Below are 16,393 nucleotides of genomic sequence, written 5' to 3'. Positions count from 1 at the left end.
AAAACTTAACCCTTCGGCTTCTCTACGAGACGCTACACGAACGCTCAGGGGAAATTACGAATTACGAATTACGAATTACGAATTATGAATTATGAATTATGAATTATGAATGATTTAGAAGTCGGATATTTTGGCATAAAGTGAAACTATGGTTTCTACACTCAGTTCCCCCTCCACATTACCCGTAGAATGTCCGCCTTTAGGCACAGGGCTGGATGGCTTGCCCCTTGCAGATACATCTGCATCTGAAGAGTGCTGCAATTGGTTGAGGTTTCATCGGTTTTGGGGACAATTGCCAGATATAGCACTGCAAGACATTGCGCGATCGCTGCACCCGCTCAAGGTCGAAGCGGGAACGCTCATCTATCAAACTAATCAATCGGCAATTGGGCTATATCTGCTAAAGTGGGGTGCAGTGGAGATTTATCGACTCTCCCCCATTGGTAAATCCCTGATTCGCCATCGTAGTGCCGGAGAGCTATTTGGCTATGTGTCGCTGATGGCAAAACCAGAAAACGGCAGACATCAGACTCAGGCGATCGCCCTGACTGCGAGCGAAATCTGGTTTCTGCCCCAGGCTCAGTTTCGGCAGTTGATGGGGCAGTATACTGAAATTGAACATCTGTTCAATGCCCTGTTAGCGCAAGACTTAAACGCCTTCAGTGTTCGCATTGCTCAAGAACAACGCCGCATTCAAGGTTTACAGTCCTACATTCAAGCGGTTCCAAACGGGGAAACGATCCTCGGCAACAGCAAAGCCACTCAAAAGCTAGTGGAACAAATTGATCGAGCCGCCGCCACTCTCAAACCCGTCGTATTTCAAGGGCAACTAGGAACCGGAAAAACCTTTCTGGCAGGGCTGATCCATGCCCGTTCTGGACTCGCTGACGAACCCTTTGCGGAACTAGATTGCGCCAAGTTGCCCAGATCAGAAGAAGGTAGGTTCAATACCGACTTTTTATTTGGCAGAGTCGGCAAAGAACCGGGCATCCTGGAACTAATGGAGCGAGGAACGCTACTCCTTAATAATGTCCAAGTGCTGATTGGGGGTGTTGGGGAAGCCTCTTTTTTGGAGAATCATACCCGCTTCATCCACTACTTCAAAACAGGTGTTATTCTTCCTAATCATGGCGTGAGCGAACCCAGCACCCTGACAACCGAGCCTCACAAACCCATCCAGTCTTGGGTGCGCTTAATTCTGGCCTCTCCTGAAAAACTAGACCTACCAGATGTAGATATAATTCCTATCAAGCTCTTTAGCTTGCCCCAGCGCAAAGCAGATATTCCAGATTTTGCCCATTACTTCTTAACCCAGTTTTGTCAGGAACAAAATCGTCCACTGCTGAAACTGGATCAGTCGGATCTGCGTCGCCTGATCAGCTATGACTACCCCGGTAACTTCACAGAACTGGCAGAAATTCTGCATCGGGCGGTGATCATGACACCACCAGGGCAAGGGGTGATTTCAGAACAAGCCCTATGGTCGGTACAATCTGCCAAAAACGCCTTCCGCCTGGATCTGCTCACCCATGCGCCTTGGCTGCGGCGAGTGTTGTTGAGTCGCTGGTATCCAGAGGGCATCTGGATTGTGATGATGGCGTTTTTTGTGCCAGTGACGATCGCAGGTTTCATTGGCCCTCAAGGGCGAGATAGCAGTGTAACGCTCAATCTATTTTGGGCGTGGTGGTGGCCTGGTTATTTGTTTTTATTTGTTTTTGTAGGTCGCATCTGGTGTGCCGTCTGTCCCTTCATGATTACGGCGGAGTGGATTCGTCGTTTCTCTCTTTTGCTATTTCCTCGCCAGCAACTCACCTGGAATACCCAATGGCTGAATCGCTGGGGAGCCTGGATCTTGTTTGGCGGCTTTGTGGCAATTTATCTCTGGGAAAAGCTCTGGGATTTGCCCCATCATGCCGTTCTCTCTGCCTGGTTGCTGCTGGCGATTACAGCTGGGGCGGTAATTTTTAGCCTGATTTATGAGCGGCGGCTTTGGTGTCGCTATCTCTGTCCGATTGGCGGCATGAATGGTATGTTTGCCAAGCTAGCGATGATTGAATTGCGATCGACTCAACAGGTGTGTGGCAGCCAGTGCAGTACCTTTGGTTGTTACAAAGGCAGTGGTGCAACCCCCGTCACCTTTGCCGATGCGCTGCCCACTGAAGGACAGGCAACAGGTGGCTGTCCCCTCTATTCCCACCCGGCTCAGTTGCAAGACAACCGGGACTGTATGCTGTGTATGACCTGCCTTAAAGCTTGTCCCCATCGCTCAGTTCAGTTAAACCTGCGTTTTCCCACATCAGACTTGTTGGACAATCACCGGGGCTTTTGGGCGGAAGTCGCCTTGTTGCTGCTGCTGTTTGGTGGGGTGTTTATGCATCATGCCCAACGGATTTTAGGATGGTTAGGACTCGACGATATTCCCCTAGATGCTGACCATTTACTGACCAGTACGCCGATCGCTCTCGTCCTCCTCAGTATTCCAGCAGTATTGACGTATCTAACTCATGCGATCGCCCGCCGCCTCGATCCACAGCAACCAACCTATCTCACCGTCATCTACGCCTATCTGCCCTTTACCCTGGCAGCAAACCTAGCACACTACATTCCGGCTGCTGTCACTGAAGCAGGTCAAATTCTGCCTGTATTGGCACGAACCTTGGGTTTTAGTGGAGCTAGCTTACCCACACTTACCTGGAGTAGCGATGTTGCGGCTTTCCTTCAAGGGGTAACACTCCTATCCGCTCTGATTTTCAGTGTCTATCCCCTATTACGAATTACCAAACGCCCTTTGATCAGCAATCTTCCCCACTTACTGTTAATCGCTGGACTAACAGTGATGAGTTTCTTGCTAATAATTTGAGGTATCTTTTTGCCTGATGAACATTTATGCCAATATTACTGAAGTCATCGGTAACACTCCGCTTGTTAAGCTGCAACGGTTGCCTCAGCAAGTTGGCTGTGTTGCCGAAATTGTCCTCAAACTAGAGGGGATGAATCCAGCAAAATCGGTGAAAGACCGAATTGCCGTCAGCATGATGCTAGAGGCAGAACAGGCAGGTTTAATTCAACCCGGAATTTCTACAATTGTAGAAGCAACCTCTGGCAATACAGGCATTGGGCTGGCGATGGTGTGTGCAGCTAAGGGCTATCGTCTGATTCTGACGATGCCAGAGAACATGAGCCGAGAACGGCAACAGATTGTACAGGCATACGGAGCAGAGGTGATTTTGACTCCCGCCGCAGCCGATATGCAGGGGGCGATCGCCTATGCTAATCAACTACTCACGACTCTTCCCTATGCCTTTTCACCCCACCAGTTCAGCAATCCTGCCAATCCCAAAATCCATTACGAGACTACTGGGCCCGAAATCTGGCAGGACACAGATGGACAAATAGCGGCACTCGTTGTGGGCGTGGGTACAGGCGGAACGCTCACAGGTGCTGGACGCTATTTAAAGCAGCAAAATCCCCACCTCTGGATCGTTGCGGTCGAACCTGCCAACAGTGCTGTTCTGAGTGGTAAGCTTGCGGGTGAACATAATCTACAAGGCATTGGTGCAGGCTTTATTCCCGATGTTTTGCGGGTGGATTTGATTGATGAAATTGTGACCGTTACCGAAGCGCAGGCTTACGAGACGGGACGGCAATTGGCGCAAGTTGAGGGCATTCTTAGCGGCATTTCAACGGGCGCAGCTGTCTACGCAGGATTATACATCGGACAGCGATCGCAATACCACAATCAACGGATTGTGATCATTCAACCCAGTGCGGGAGAACGATATCTCAGCACGGCAATGTGGAACGCTGACAGCACTGAAAATGCTTTACGAGCATCTCCCACTGCACTAAGTCGTTGACCTATCCACGCTTTGAAAAACGTGGATTCTGAGTAGATCCTGTGAATGTTGCGATTGCTTGGTAAATTTGTCAACGTTTCAATTTGTCAACAATATTACTATATAGTAATATAATCGTGTTATTTTAAATTCAAACCCCGTCTAAAACTCTTTTGCATAAAGATGGGAGTGAGAAGGCATTGCTTAAAAACTCAACTTAAGAAATTACCTTTAGGAGTCGCTATTATGGCTCGCGTTGTTGTCATTGGTGCTGGATTGGGAGGATTGCCTGCTGCTTATGAACTGAGGCATATATTACCGCGTGAACATCAGATCATACTCATTTCTAATCAACCAAAGTTTACATTTGTTCCTTCGTTACCTTGGGTTGGATTGGGGTTAAAGTCCCTTGATCGCATTCAATTAGATTTAGCCAAGATTGTTCCTCAGCATGGTATTGAGTTTATTCATGCTGCCGTCACCGCCATTGATCCGAAGTCTTGTCAGATTAGGATGGGCAATCAAACGCTGGACTACGATTATGCCGTTATTGCCACGGGGCCAGAACTGGCGTTGGATGCCCTGCCAGGATTAGGGCCAGAAGGTGGTTATACCCAGTCGGTTTGTAATCCGCATCATGCTGTATTGGCAGGTGTTGCGTGGGAGAAATTTTTAGACGAGCCAGGCCCGGTTGTAGTGGGTGCAGCACCGGGAGCAAGTTGTTTTGGCCCCGCCTATGAATTTGCCTTGTTGATCCATCATGTTTTGAAGCAGAAGGGATTACGAACGCAAGTCCCGATCACTTTCATTACCTCAGAACCTTATGCCGGACATCTGGGCATTGGCGGTATGGCTAACTCCCGGTGGCTAATCCGCAAATTCATGGCAGATCGGGAAATTGAGCTAATGGAAAATACCGCCATTTCCCATTTTGAACCTGACGCGGTTTATCTGGCTGATGGGCGGAGAATTCCAGCTAAATTTGTGATGGTCTTGCCGCCGTTTCGCGGGCCTCGCTTCCTGCGTGAAGCACCGGGATTAACCGATGCCAAGGGGTTTATACCCGTATTGCCCACCTATCGTCACCCTGATTTTGAGTCGATTTACGCCGTAGGAGTGATCACCCAACTCAAACCAGTGGAACAAACCCCCATCCCTACGGGCGCTCCCAAGGTGGGGCTGATGTCCGAAGAAATGGCTCTTGCTGTTGCCCATAATATTGCCCTGGAATTAGGGGTTATTTCTGGATGTCAGATCAAACCAACTCTACAGGCAGTTTGCTTCGCTAATTTTGGTGATACTGGAGCGCTGTTTTTAGCCGATCCACTCCTCCCGGATGAGACAGGACATCGCCACCGTGCTTTAACCTTTAACGGCATCTGGGTGTCTTGGATGAAAACAGGATTCGAGAAATATTTTCTGACGAAAATGCGCCTGGGGTGGACGATTCCTTGGTTTGAGCGTTGGGCTTTTCGGGCGATCGGTCTGCCGCTAGTGGAACCGATTGTTCCCAGCCCAGAACTGATTCAGGTAAAAGGATGAAGATTATCAATCGCCTACTTTATTGAAGGTTTCGACAATATGAAGTCTATACATCCAGTTAATCCTAAGACTTATGCTCGAGCAGTGGTTGCCATCTCCTTACTGGTTAGTTGGAGTTTGGCAGCATTCACAGGATTTCTGCTGTGGTTTGCGCCGAGGGGAGCGGGAAAACTGCCGTTATTCTTAGGGCTAACGCGGCATGAGTGGGGTGATGTGCATTTTGTGATGAGTGTGGTTGCATTGAGCATTACCGTAATTCACATTGTCGTTGACTGGCGTGCTTTACGGGGAGTGCTTCATTACTTAATCAGCGTCCATCGCCATCCCAACTTACTGGAGTAAAGCAAGTGATATGGAAATTGTCTTCAACTCTGGCGAACTGGAGGTACTCGCAAGCCGATTCAAGATTTTAGCAGAACCCACCAGACTGCAAATTCTAGCTGCACTGTGCAATCAAGAACGCAGTGTGCAGGAAATCTGCAATCACACAGGGTTACTTCAGGGCAATGTCTCCAAACATTTGCGATTGATGAAAGATGCTGGCGTGGTGGCGTGTCGTCGAGAAGGGGTATGGCGCTATTACCGAGTAATTGATACTGAGTTATTGGCACTTTGTTCTTATCGGCAACACGCAACCATTTGAAGGAGTGAGCAATTAGAGAGGAACCATTATGGGATGTCGTATCCGCAAAATTTTTTCCAGGTTGCTGTTGTTGGGGACACTCGTATTAGGTGTTCTCCTGGGTTTGGGAGTGCTGAATCTTCCCAGTGCAGCAGCAGCGATCCGACAACTAGAAGAAGCACCGAGGCAAATGGTCTATCAGTCTCGCCAAACGCTCAAAGATCAGCATGGCAATGGCTGGCAGGCTGTAGCGTTCAAACGTATTCGTCCCAATGGGCAAACCAGTTTTGAGTTGCGATTGGTGGGATTTCCCGGAGGGGTTGAAATCGATCGCTCCCAACCTCTGACTTTAAGCAACTCATTGGGTAAAACTCTAACGGCAAGAGATGTTTCTAGCAACATCTTTACCGAAGCTGGCAAAGCTGAACCCAATGTTGGGCAATACAACCTTCAGCCGACGCTACCAGAGTTACAGGCAGAGATTCCCTTAACGTTAACATTGCCAACGCTCAAGAGTGAAGCTATTAAATTATCTGTTCCAACGTCCTTAGTTCAGGAATGGCAAACCGTTTCTAGTTACGAATAATGTTTCAAATTAAGTAGGAGAAAAAAAATGGCAGACTTATTTTCAGCCGAATGGATGCAGGGTTTTGGTAAACAATGGAACGCCGAACCTGAATTAGCCGATGCCCTTGCCAAGATTCATTTTAATTCCGCGATCGCTTATGGTTTTGTGGACGATCCAAACCCAATGGGCGTTCTAATCGTTGAAGAAGGACGGGTGGTTTCTGCTGGAAGCTATGAGGGACAGAATCTCAACTGGGATTTACGTGCCGATCGCAACCACTGGCAACAGTGGAAAACCAAAGGGTTGAATATGATGGGATTGGGTATGGCGTACATGAGTCGAAAATTACAATTCCGGGTAGGAGATTACACTGCCATGATTCAAGATCCCCGCATGGCAAAACCATTTATCAAATCGTTCTCAGTCATTGGAAGAGTATAAATTTATGAATAATCAGATATTACAACAGCAGTTAGATTCTATTGTTGCCACATCAACCCCATTCAAGGCAGTTTATGGCCCTGTTCAGTCTTGGCGATTTGGGCGATCGCTAGGGATTGATCCAATTGGTTCAGTATCTACCTGCTCATTTAACTGTGTATATTGTCAACTGGGTAAAATTGAGCATCAAAGCCTTCATCGACGTATCTTTGTCCCTACCCAAAAAATTCATCAAGAATTGCAATACTTTACGCCATCTGATATCGATTGTGTCACGTTAAGTGGTAGCGGAGAACCTACACTAGCATTAAATTTAGCAGAGATTTTAATAACTGCTAAAGCCTTTACCAATAAAACTATAGCGGTATTGACAAATGGAAGTTTGCTTCTCGATGCGTCGGTTAGAGAAGCGTTGGCGATCGCCGATCTGGTGGCTGTCAAACTTGATGCTGTCAATATTCGACAGTTTCATCTCGTCAACCGATCGCTATCCGATCTCGACCTGATGCAGCTTTGGGCAGGGATATTAGAATTTCGCCGGATGTATACCGGACGATTAGCGATTCAAACCATGCTACTAACCGAATGGAATGAGCGAGAACAAGAAGCATACATTTCTCTGATGCAGATGTTATGCCCAGATGAAATTCAGCTAAATACGCCAACCCGTCGTAAACCTCTAACGCATATTTTGGAGGCAAGAGGTAATCATCTCCCGGAAAATTCTGATTTAGGGCGATCGCTCAAATATGTTTCAGTTGATCTATTACAGAGTTTTGCCAATCGGATTCAAAGCACACTAGGGATTCCAGTACGTTATCCACAAGTTACGGAATAACGTCTTCGTTGCTGCATCATTTTGAACACTCTAGTGGTCTATCAAGCGAAGTTTGAAGGGTAAAGAAACGAACCACAGAGGCGCAGAGGACGCAGAGAGAAAGAGAGTAAAGATTCTAAAACTTAGTTTAGCATTGTTGGCTTGACACAGTACTAGTACCCTATCTATGACTTTTAAGAAGCAAGACTTAATTTTATGACTCACACTACCTCAGATGAACCGCTCGATCCAACAATTGATGGATTAACTGAGCAAAAACAGTCTCCCTCACTAAGGCTTTCTCCCAAGAAATGGGGACTATTATTGGGAAGTGCATTGTTGCTGGCAGGAGGAACCTGGGGCATTCTGCAATTGACTCGCTCTACCCATTCACCAGAAGCTGCTTTAGCCCCAGCGATTGCAGTTGAAACCCTAACTATTCGTTCTCAAGCAATCGTCAATACTTTGGAACTTTCTGGTTCAATTCGCCCTGTTGATCAGGCAACCCTGTCAACGCGGGTGATGGGAAGGATTACTAAGTTGTCACTAGAATCAGGCGATCGCTTCCGTAAAGGCCAAGTCTTGGCTCAGATTGATGTCACGGATATGACTGCCCAAACCAATCAGGCGAAGTCTGGAGTTGTTCAAGCCCAATCTGTTGTGATGCAACACCAAGCAGAATTATCGCGTTCTCAAGCAATGCTGAATCAGTTTCAGGAGCAAAAAATCGAGACGCAAGCGGCGCTACAGTTAGCAACTATCGCTCAGAGGCGGATGGCAACTCTCCGGTCAGATGGGGCTGTTTCTCAGGAGCAACTGGATCGGGCAAACACTGTTTTAACCCAGGCAAAATCTAAGGTTGCTCAGATTAATGCTGGGATTCGCCAAGCAGAAGCGGCGATTAGTCAATCTAATGCAGCGATCGCTCAGTTTCGTTCTGCTGTCAAACAGGCCGAATCTGGTGTCACCTCCGCAGATATCAATGAAAGCTATGGAACGATCGTTGCCCCTTTTAATGGAGTTGTGATTCAGAAGTTGGCTTATGAAGGGGAAATGGCGGCTCCTGGGATGGCATTGTTAAAAGTGGAAAATCCAGACAAACTTCAGCTAGAGATTGCTGTACCGGAAGAGAAGTTGCGTTTCGTGCGTGTCGGTCAATCAGTCAAAGTACGGTTTGATGCTGTCAATCAGACTCTTAATACTAGCATTCAACAAATTGTTCCAGCCGCAGACCCAAAATCTCGCAGTTTCTTGGTCAAAATCCCTCTGAGTAATTCTGGTAGGTTAATTTCTGGGATGTTTGGGCGAATTACCTTGCCTTTAGGCGAAAAACAGCAAAGAATACTCATCCCTGCGAATGTCTTGATGCAACGGGGGCAATTACAAGGGGTTTATGTGGTAGAAAAAAGCGGCTCTCAACCGATCGCTGTTTTACGTTGGGTAAAAGTTGGGAAAGTACAAAACAAACAGGTAGAAATTGTTGCCGGATTGATGAGTGGCGATCGCATTATTACCAACAAAATTAATCAACTCAGCGATGGACAAGCGATCGCAATTGAGCAATAGGGAGTGGAGAAAATTATGCAGAACGAATCGAATGGTCATCAATCCCCATCTCTCCATCCTCACAAATTGGGATTTGTTGGTAACTTAGCCAAGAAATTCATCGACTCCAAATTGACACCATTAATCATTCTGGTGGCTTTACTGTTGGGGATTGGAGCAACCCTGCTTCTACCACGGGAAGAGGAACCGCAAATTACCGTCCCGATGGCAGATGTGTTTGTGCAAATGCCGGGAGCATCGGCGAAGGATGTCGAGCAGCGCGTCACCGCACCGATGGAGAAGTTGATTAAAGAATTGCCGGGAGTGGAATATGTTTACTCGACTTCCAAACCTGGCTCATCTTTAGTAATTGTGCGATTTCTAGTTGGTCAAAATACAGAAGATTCTATTGTTCAGCTTTATAACAAACTCTACGCTAATTTTGATAAGATTCCCCCCGGTGTTTCCCAACCTTTGATTAAGTCACGAGCGATTAATGATGTACCTATTCTTGCTTTGTCTTTATGGGGAGAACATAGTACTGGCGCAGAACTACGGCAAATTGCGGCGCAATTAGACGAACAAATTAAGCAAATTCCCGATGTTTCTGAAACTACAATTATTGGCGGACAGAAGCGACAACTTAGAGTAGAACTAGATCCCACCCGACTAAATGGATTTGGATTAACACCACTAGAAATTTCCCAGGCATTGCAGTCTCAGAATGCTGAACTTGCTAGTGGTGCTTTAAGTCAAAATAATCAATCGTTTTTAGTTAGAACTCAAAGTTTTATTCGGTCGGCTGAAGATGCCAAAGGACTTGTAGTTGCTGTTGCCAATAATCAACCCGTTTATTTGCGAGATGTGGCGATCGTCACCGATGGTTCAGAAGAACCCGCAAGTTATGTATTTTTTGGACAAGGAAGTACGCGAGGGGAGGAACAGAAAAGCCAAAATGCTAGTGAAACCGAAGCGGTGACGATCGCGATCGCTAAACGCGCTGGAGCCAATGCCATTCAGGTATCTCATCGAGTTCTCCACAAACTGGAGCAAATTAAGCATAATTATATTCCTCATAATGTCCATTTGACAGTCACTCGTGATTATGGCGAAACAGCAGCAGAACGTTCTAATGAACTTCTGTTTCACATGCTGATCGCTGTGGTTTCTGTGACGTTGTTGATGTGGTTTGTGATGGGTAAAAAAGAGGCAATGGTGGTCGCTGTCTCAATTCCAGTCACTTTATCACTAACTCTGGCCAGCTTTGTTTTTTATGGATTCACACTCAATCGAGTAACATTCTTTGCCTTAATCTTCTCCATTGGGATTTTAGTAGATGACGCGATCGTGGTCGTGGAAAATGTCGGTCGTCATCTAGAATTACCAGAAAATAAAACCCGCTTACAAATTTCTACAAATCGCCGCCGCACCCTGAAACAGATTGTCTTAGAAGCAGTGGATGAAGTTGGTAATCCGACGATTCTGGCAACTGTGGCAGTAATTGCCGCAATTTTACCAATGGCGTTTGTTGGTGGCTTGATGGGGCCTTATATGCGTCCAATTCCACTAGGTGCTTCGGCGGCGATGATCTTCTCAGCCTTGGTAGCATTTATTGTGGTTCCTTGGACAACAATGCGGGTATTCACTGGCTCTAGTCATGCTGCTCATGGTCATGGGGAAGATGCTTTAAGTAAATTGTATCGCCGCTTTATGTATCCTCTGGTGCATTATCCGCGTCGGGGAACGGCTTTTTTAGTGGCAACTGCGATCGCTTTAATCCTAATTGTGGGCGGGTTGGCAGGATTTCGTTTAGTCATCCTAAAAATGCTACCCTTTGACAACAAGAGCGAGTTACAGGTGGTGGTAAATATGCCTGAAGGCACGACGCTAGAACAGACTGCTAGAGCAACGAGAGAAATGGGACAATATCTTGCCACCGTCCCGGAAGTAATTAACTATCAAAGTTATGTCGGTACAGCTTCACCCTATAACTTCAATGGTTTGGTGCGGCATTACTTTTTGCGATCGGGTACAAATGTTGCTGATATTCAGGTGAACTTTTTACCCAAGGGCGATCGCAAACGTCAGAGCCACGATATTGCTAAATCAATTCGTCCCAAACTGAAAGAAATTAGCGATCGCTACAATGCTCGGATTCAAATTGCGGAAATTCCGCCCGGCCCCCCTGTGCTGCAAACGTTGGTTACAGAAGTCTATGGCCCCGACTACAAAGGTCAAATTGACCTCGCCAAGCAAATTTTTCAATTATATCAGTCAACTAATGGTGTTATCGATGTGGATTGGTATGTAGAAACTCCGCAGACGGATTATCGATTAGTAATTGATCGCGAGAAAGCTACACTCAACGGCATCAGTCCCACTCAAATTTCCCAAGTTTTGCAAATGGCAATTTCTGGTGAAAATGTCGGACTTTTACATGATGAAAATGCCCGTGAGGATGTGGCGATTAATCTGCGCTTCAGTCAGTCGAGCCGCACCAGTTTAGACGATCTAAAATCCCTTAACCTCAAGGGCGCAAACGGTAATCTAGTACCTCTGAGTTCCTTGGTGAAAACAGAAACTGCGATCGCTGATACTAGCATTTACCACAAAAACTTACAGCCTGTTGTCTATGTTCTGGGTGACGTGTCTGGTAAAGTGGAGAGTTCCGTTTATGCGATGCTCAACCTGCAACCAAAAATCGATAAACTGATTCCCGCAACAGGTGCAAAAATTCAGACCTACCTAACAGAACAACCCCCAACCACTGAAACCTACTCGATTAAGTGGGATGGCGAATGGCAAGTTACTTATGAAGTCTTCCGTGACTTGGGCATTGCCTTTGCGGTGGTGCTTGTATTGATTTATGCGCTAGTGGTGGGCTGGTTCCAATCATTTACAACCCCATTAGCAATTATGGCTGCCATTCCCTTTTCCCTAATCGGAATTATGCCCGCCCACTGGTTAATGGGATCATTCTTTACAGCCACATCGATGATTGGCTTTATTGCCGGAGCCGGAATTGTGGTGCGGAACTCCATCATCCTGGTAGATTTCATCGAGTTACGTCTGAAAGAAGGAATGCCTTTAGAAGAAGCCGTAATCGATGCGGGAGCCGTTCGGTTTCGGCCGATGCTGTTAACCGCCGCCGCCGTAGTTGTGGGATCGGCAATTATTCTCGCTGATCCGATCTTTCAGGGGCTAGCGATCTCGCTGATGGCGGGTGAAGTTGCATCTTTGTTACTGTCGCGATCGGCAGTACCAATTCTTTACTATAAACTCTGGCGTAATCGTAAAGGAATTCACAAAGATGCCAATGCCCAAGTGGATCAATCTATTGTTGAGATAATTACTAATTCGTAATTTCCACCATGATATTTAAGAAACGCGCATAGCTCATGGCAGAGCTATAACGCAAATGGCACTAAGATAAGGAAAATAATCAAGGCAGCAGAGAAGTAGAGGATCTCTTGAAAAAGAAGAAACTCTATGAGCGTCTCTTGCATGGGATAAATTCTCCTCTGCCTCGTCAGAATCCTTACACCATTTTGGATTTTAGATTTTGGATTGTGAAACAGCCATTGGATAAGTGTTTTAGTTTTCCATCTGTCGCAATCATTTTTCAAATTGGTATTACACTACCTACTGTTAGCCTTAACAAGCGTGCCATTCGTCCATCACCCAAAGATGCTATGCAAGTCAAGATTTAAACGAATTCAGAGGTTAGTTCATGGATTTTCTATCGGATACCGTTGCTCTATCGCGGATGCAGTTTGCATTGACGGCGATCTTTCACATGCTATGGCCTGTTCTCACCACTGGGATGGGGATTTATCTAGTCATCGTCGAAGGAATGTGGCTAAAAACACGCAATCCCGATTACTATCACCATGCTCGTTTCTGGGCAAAGTTATATGTGCTGAACTTCGGCATTGGTGTAGCATCTGGCTTACCGATGGAGTTTCAATTTGGCACGAACTGGGCACCTTTTTCTGAAGCGGTAGGCGACTTTTTTGGCAGCATTTTAGGCTTTGAGGCTTCGATGGCATTCATGCTAGAAGCAGGATTTCTGGGTATTATGCTGTTTGGCTGGGAACGAGTAAATCCAGTGATTCACTATTTTGCCACCATTATGGTTGCCTTTGGCGCAAACCTATCTACCTTCTGGATTTTAGCAGCAAACTCTTGGTTGCAAACCCCGGCAGGCGGAGAAATGGTGAACGGGAAGTTTGTTGTCGATGATTACTTTCAGGCAATCTTAAATCCCTTCATGCTCAACAGCGTCTCGCACATGTTTTTAGCGACGCTGGAAACTTCTCTGTTTGTGATTGGAGGAATTAGCGCCTGGTATATTCTCAACAAGCGTCATGAAGCTTTCTTTGCGCGATCGCTTAAAATTGTCTTGGCAACTGCGATCGCTGTCACCCCACTACAAATCTATATCGGACACCTCAGCGCCGAGCAGGTAGCTGATTATCAGCCTACCAAGCTAGCCGCAATAGAAGCGAAGTGGGAAACTACTCCCGCCGGACAGCCCGCGCCCTGGAGTGTGGTGGCATTACCCAATAATCAGACCGAGCAAAACGACTGGGAACTCTCAATTCCCAACGGCTTAGGCTACATTTTAGAATTCAAAAAGAACCTCTCTAAACCCGTTCTCGGACTGAAACATTGGAAGCCTGAAGATCGCCCTCGGATGGTGGGTTTGATTTTTTACGCCTTCCGCATCATGAGCGGCATTGGTTTCTTCTTGGCTGGATTGATGAGCATTAGTGTGATTCAGTGGTTGCGGGGCAAACTCTCACCAGAAGCGATCGCCGGGCAGAAATGGCTACTGCGAATCTGGATTTTGGCGGCTCCACTGGGCTACATCGCCGTCGAATCAGGCTGGATTGTGCGCTGTGTTGGGCGGCAACCCTGGATCGTTTACGGGCAAATTCGCACGGTAGACGGAGCCTCCCACTTACCTGCTAGTGAGGTCTTAACATCTCTGGTGATTTTTGCTGGAATTTATACAGCCCTGTTTATTTGTGCCTTATTCTTTGGTAGTCGGATCATTCGTCAAGGCCCCAACCTAGAGCTTCCGGTTCCAGGCATTGACACCCAACCAGCCGTAGAAACTACTCCGGCTGAATTTGTCCCAGATCAACGTCCTGTCGAAGCAGAACAATGAGAAGTGCTGTAAAGCCCTGCGCTTAGATCGGTAGCGGGGCTTTAGCCAGTACTTTTTCTTTCCTACGGGACGCTACGCGAACACTCAGGACTCAGGAACTCAGCACTATCAATAGGTAACTGTATGGAGAATCTAGAACACTTTCTAGCGCAAGTTTGGTTTGTTATCTTGGCTCTGTTTTTATTTCTCTATGTAATGTTAGACGGGTTTGATCTAGGCGTAGGCATCCTATCGCTAACCAGTTCCAATGACGACCGACGCGACATCTTAATGACGAGTTTGGGTAATATTTGGGATGCCAATGAAACCTGGTTGGTGTTGATGGGGGGTGCATTGTTTGGGGCATTTCCTCTCGCATACAGCACCATTCTGAATGCGCTCTACATTCCCATTTTTGGCATGATCTTTGGCTTGATTTTTCGGGCTGTGGCCTTTGAATTTCGAGAGCATTCTACAAACAAAGTATTTTGGAATGTGGCGTTTGGAGTCGGTAGTTTTATGGCGGCGCTGTTTCAAGGATTTGCTTTGGGCAGCATTTTGGAAGGCATTAAGGTGGATGAAGCGGGTCACTTTATTGGCACTATGTGGGATTGGCTCGATTGGCGATCGCTCCTGGTTGCCATAACCCTCATCCAAGGCTATGTTCTGATTGGCTCCACCTATCTCATCTTAAAAACTGAGGGAGAACTGCAAACATCCCATTACCGCACAGCAAAAATCGCTGCTTGGACAACGCTTGTAGGTGCAATCTTAATCACGATCGCCACCCCTGTTGTGTATGAAAATGCCAGGGCAAAGCTATTTCACCAGCCAGAAGTGTATCTATTTTCAGTCATTCCAGTGCTAGGTGTGCTGCTGATTTGGTTATTGATTCAAAGCCTGAACCGCAAAGCAGAAACTACTCCCCTCGTTTGGACAGTGCTGCTTTTTCTACTTACCTTTGTGGGCTTAGGATTAGTTGTCTTTCCCTATATTATCCCTCCAGGCATCACCATTTATCAGGCAGCCGCAGCACCTAGCGCATTAGTCTTCATGATTATCTTCATTGGATTTCTTATTCCCATTATGTTGTTTTACAACATCTACAATTACATTGTGTTTCGAGGGAAAGTGGCAGGCACACATTATGGACAATAGGTGAGTTGGTGTTTCTCTGTTGATTGAGCAAAAAAGACATCTGGTGAAATTAAATATGCGTTGTCCAGAACCTTTGTAGAGACGTAGCAGTGTTACTTCTCTACATTTTTACTCCTCTATTTAAAGTATAAACAAGTACAATAAGCTGTAAGTGGATGCCTAAGCAAGGAAGTCACCCTCCTCACTCACTCAGAAGCTACTACTGTCTTGCTGCTTGAGTGCCGCATCGCAAGCTTGCCAATTAAGAAGTTTATACCTTATTGCTTCACTACTAGGTATTCTCAACTTTTGATAAACGCCACTCAGTTGAACACGTTCTGGCGGTTGATGCAAGGTTGCACAGCATCTTTGCACTGCCGCTTGATATTCACGCCATTGCTTACGAATGGCTATACTGGTGGCATCATTACCTAAGTCTTCAAATTTTAGCCCAGCCCGACTAAGCCAAATTTCCACGTCAGTTGTTTCACCAAAAGGTTCGGAAAAAAGATTATTGTTAAACATTGTTACAATATTTACCTTTTTATATATAGTACATAAGTTCCCTTTGTTGACGTTTAGACCGTCTTTCCCAAAGGTCTTGGAGTGAATGCTTTTGGAAAACTAAGTTAGCTGATTGACCTGAGAGGGTGACAAGGCAACTCTAAGCTAGATGGGACAAAACTTTGAGAAGATGGTGGAGACAAAAAATAGGGAGCATTTTTGTGGCTCC

At 46.3% G+C, this 16,393-nt stretch carries 14 protein-coding genes; 13 read left to right on the top strand and 1 reads right to left on the bottom strand.

What is annotated here, in order from left to right; translation table 11 throughout:
- Nucleotides 1-148 precede the first annotated feature (148 nt).
- From V7K69_RS14895 to cydB, 13 genes are all read left to right on the top strand, one after another.
- A complete protein-coding gene (locus tag V7K69_RS14895; RefSeq protein ID WP_335035600.1) occupies nt 149-2,860 on the top strand; it encodes a cyclic nucleotide-binding domain-containing protein in 2,712 nt (903 codons plus the stop codon).
- 16 nt (nt 2,861-2,876) lie between these two features.
- Nucleotides 2,877-3,857, top strand: coding sequence for a cysteine synthase A (gene cysK, locus V7K69_RS14890; protein WP_335035598.1), 981 nt, complete (start codon nt 2,877-2,879; stop codon nt 3,855-3,857).
- A gap of 225 nt (nt 3,858-4,082) precedes the next feature.
- Nucleotides 4,083-5,378 carry an NAD(P)/FAD-dependent oxidoreductase gene (locus V7K69_RS14885; protein WP_335035596.1) on the top strand — a complete coding sequence of 432 codons (1,296 nt, stop codon included), beginning with the start codon at nt 4,083-4,085 and terminating at the stop codon, nt 5,376-5,378.
- Between the two features lie 39 nt (nt 5,379-5,417).
- Entirely contained in the window at nt 5,418-5,720 is a 303-nt protein-coding gene (locus tag V7K69_RS14880) for a DUF4405 domain-containing protein (protein WP_335035594.1), read from the top strand.
- Nucleotides 5,721-5,730: 10 nt separating this feature from the next.
- Entirely contained in the window at nt 5,731-6,021 is a 291-nt protein-coding gene (locus V7K69_RS14875) for an ArsR/SmtB family transcription factor (protein ID WP_335035592.1), read from the top strand.
- 28 nt (nt 6,022-6,049) lie between these two features.
- Nucleotides 6,050-6,586, top strand: a complete 537-nt coding sequence (locus tag V7K69_RS14870) for a DUF3122 domain-containing protein (RefSeq protein WP_335035590.1) — start codon at nt 6,050-6,052, stop codon at nt 6,584-6,586.
- A 27-nt stretch (nt 6,587-6,613) separates the two neighbouring features.
- Complete coding sequence (locus V7K69_RS14865) at nt 6,614-7,009, top strand: hypothetical protein (RefSeq protein WP_335035588.1); 396 nt, start codon at nt 6,614-6,616, stop codon at nt 7,007-7,009.
- Nucleotides 7,010-7,013: 4 nt separating this feature from the next.
- Nucleotides 7,014-7,847, top strand: a complete 834-nt coding sequence (locus V7K69_RS14860) for a radical SAM protein (protein WP_335035585.1) — start codon at nt 7,014-7,016, stop codon at nt 7,845-7,847.
- A 195-nt stretch (nt 7,848-8,042) separates the two neighbouring features.
- On the top strand, nt 8,043-9,392 hold the full coding sequence (locus V7K69_RS14855; RefSeq protein WP_335035583.1) for an efflux RND transporter periplasmic adaptor subunit: 1,350 nt from the start codon (nt 8,043-8,045) through the stop codon (nt 9,390-9,392).
- A 15-nt stretch (nt 9,393-9,407) separates the two neighbouring features.
- Nucleotides 9,408-12,734, top strand: coding sequence for an efflux RND transporter permease subunit (locus V7K69_RS14850; RefSeq protein WP_335035581.1), 3,327 nt, complete (start codon nt 9,408-9,410; stop codon nt 12,732-12,734).
- Between the two features lie 107 nt (nt 12,735-12,841).
- Nucleotides 12,842-13,081, top strand: a complete 240-nt coding sequence (locus tag V7K69_RS14845) for a hypothetical protein (RefSeq protein WP_335035579.1) — start codon at nt 12,842-12,844, stop codon at nt 13,079-13,081.
- 20 nt (nt 13,082-13,101) lie between these two features.
- On the top strand, nt 13,102-14,544 hold the full coding sequence (locus V7K69_RS14840) for a cytochrome ubiquinol oxidase subunit I (RefSeq protein ID WP_335035577.1): 1,443 nt from the start codon (nt 13,102-13,104) through the stop codon (nt 14,542-14,544).
- 123 nt (nt 14,545-14,667) lie between these two features.
- Nucleotides 14,668-15,681, top strand: a complete 1,014-nt coding sequence (gene cydB, locus V7K69_RS14835; protein WP_335035575.1) for a cytochrome d ubiquinol oxidase subunit II — start codon at nt 14,668-14,670, stop codon at nt 15,679-15,681.
- A gap of 189 nt (nt 15,682-15,870) precedes the next feature.
- Here cydB and V7K69_RS14830 read toward each other — a convergent pair whose 3' ends face one another.
- Nucleotides 15,871-16,185 carry a hypothetical protein gene (locus tag V7K69_RS14830; protein WP_335035573.1) on the bottom strand — a complete coding sequence of 105 codons (315 nt, stop codon included), beginning with the start codon at nt 16,183-16,185 and terminating at the stop codon, nt 15,871-15,873.
- Between the last annotated feature and the right edge of the window lie 208 nt (nt 16,186-16,393).

Source organism: Nostoc sp., assembly GCF_036917775.1.
Lineage (GTDB): Bacteria > Cyanobacteriota > Cyanobacteriia > Cyanobacteriales > Nostocaceae > Nostoc.
Note: the sequence above shows the minus strand (reverse complement) of the source record. Positions and strands in the feature narration are given on the sequence as shown.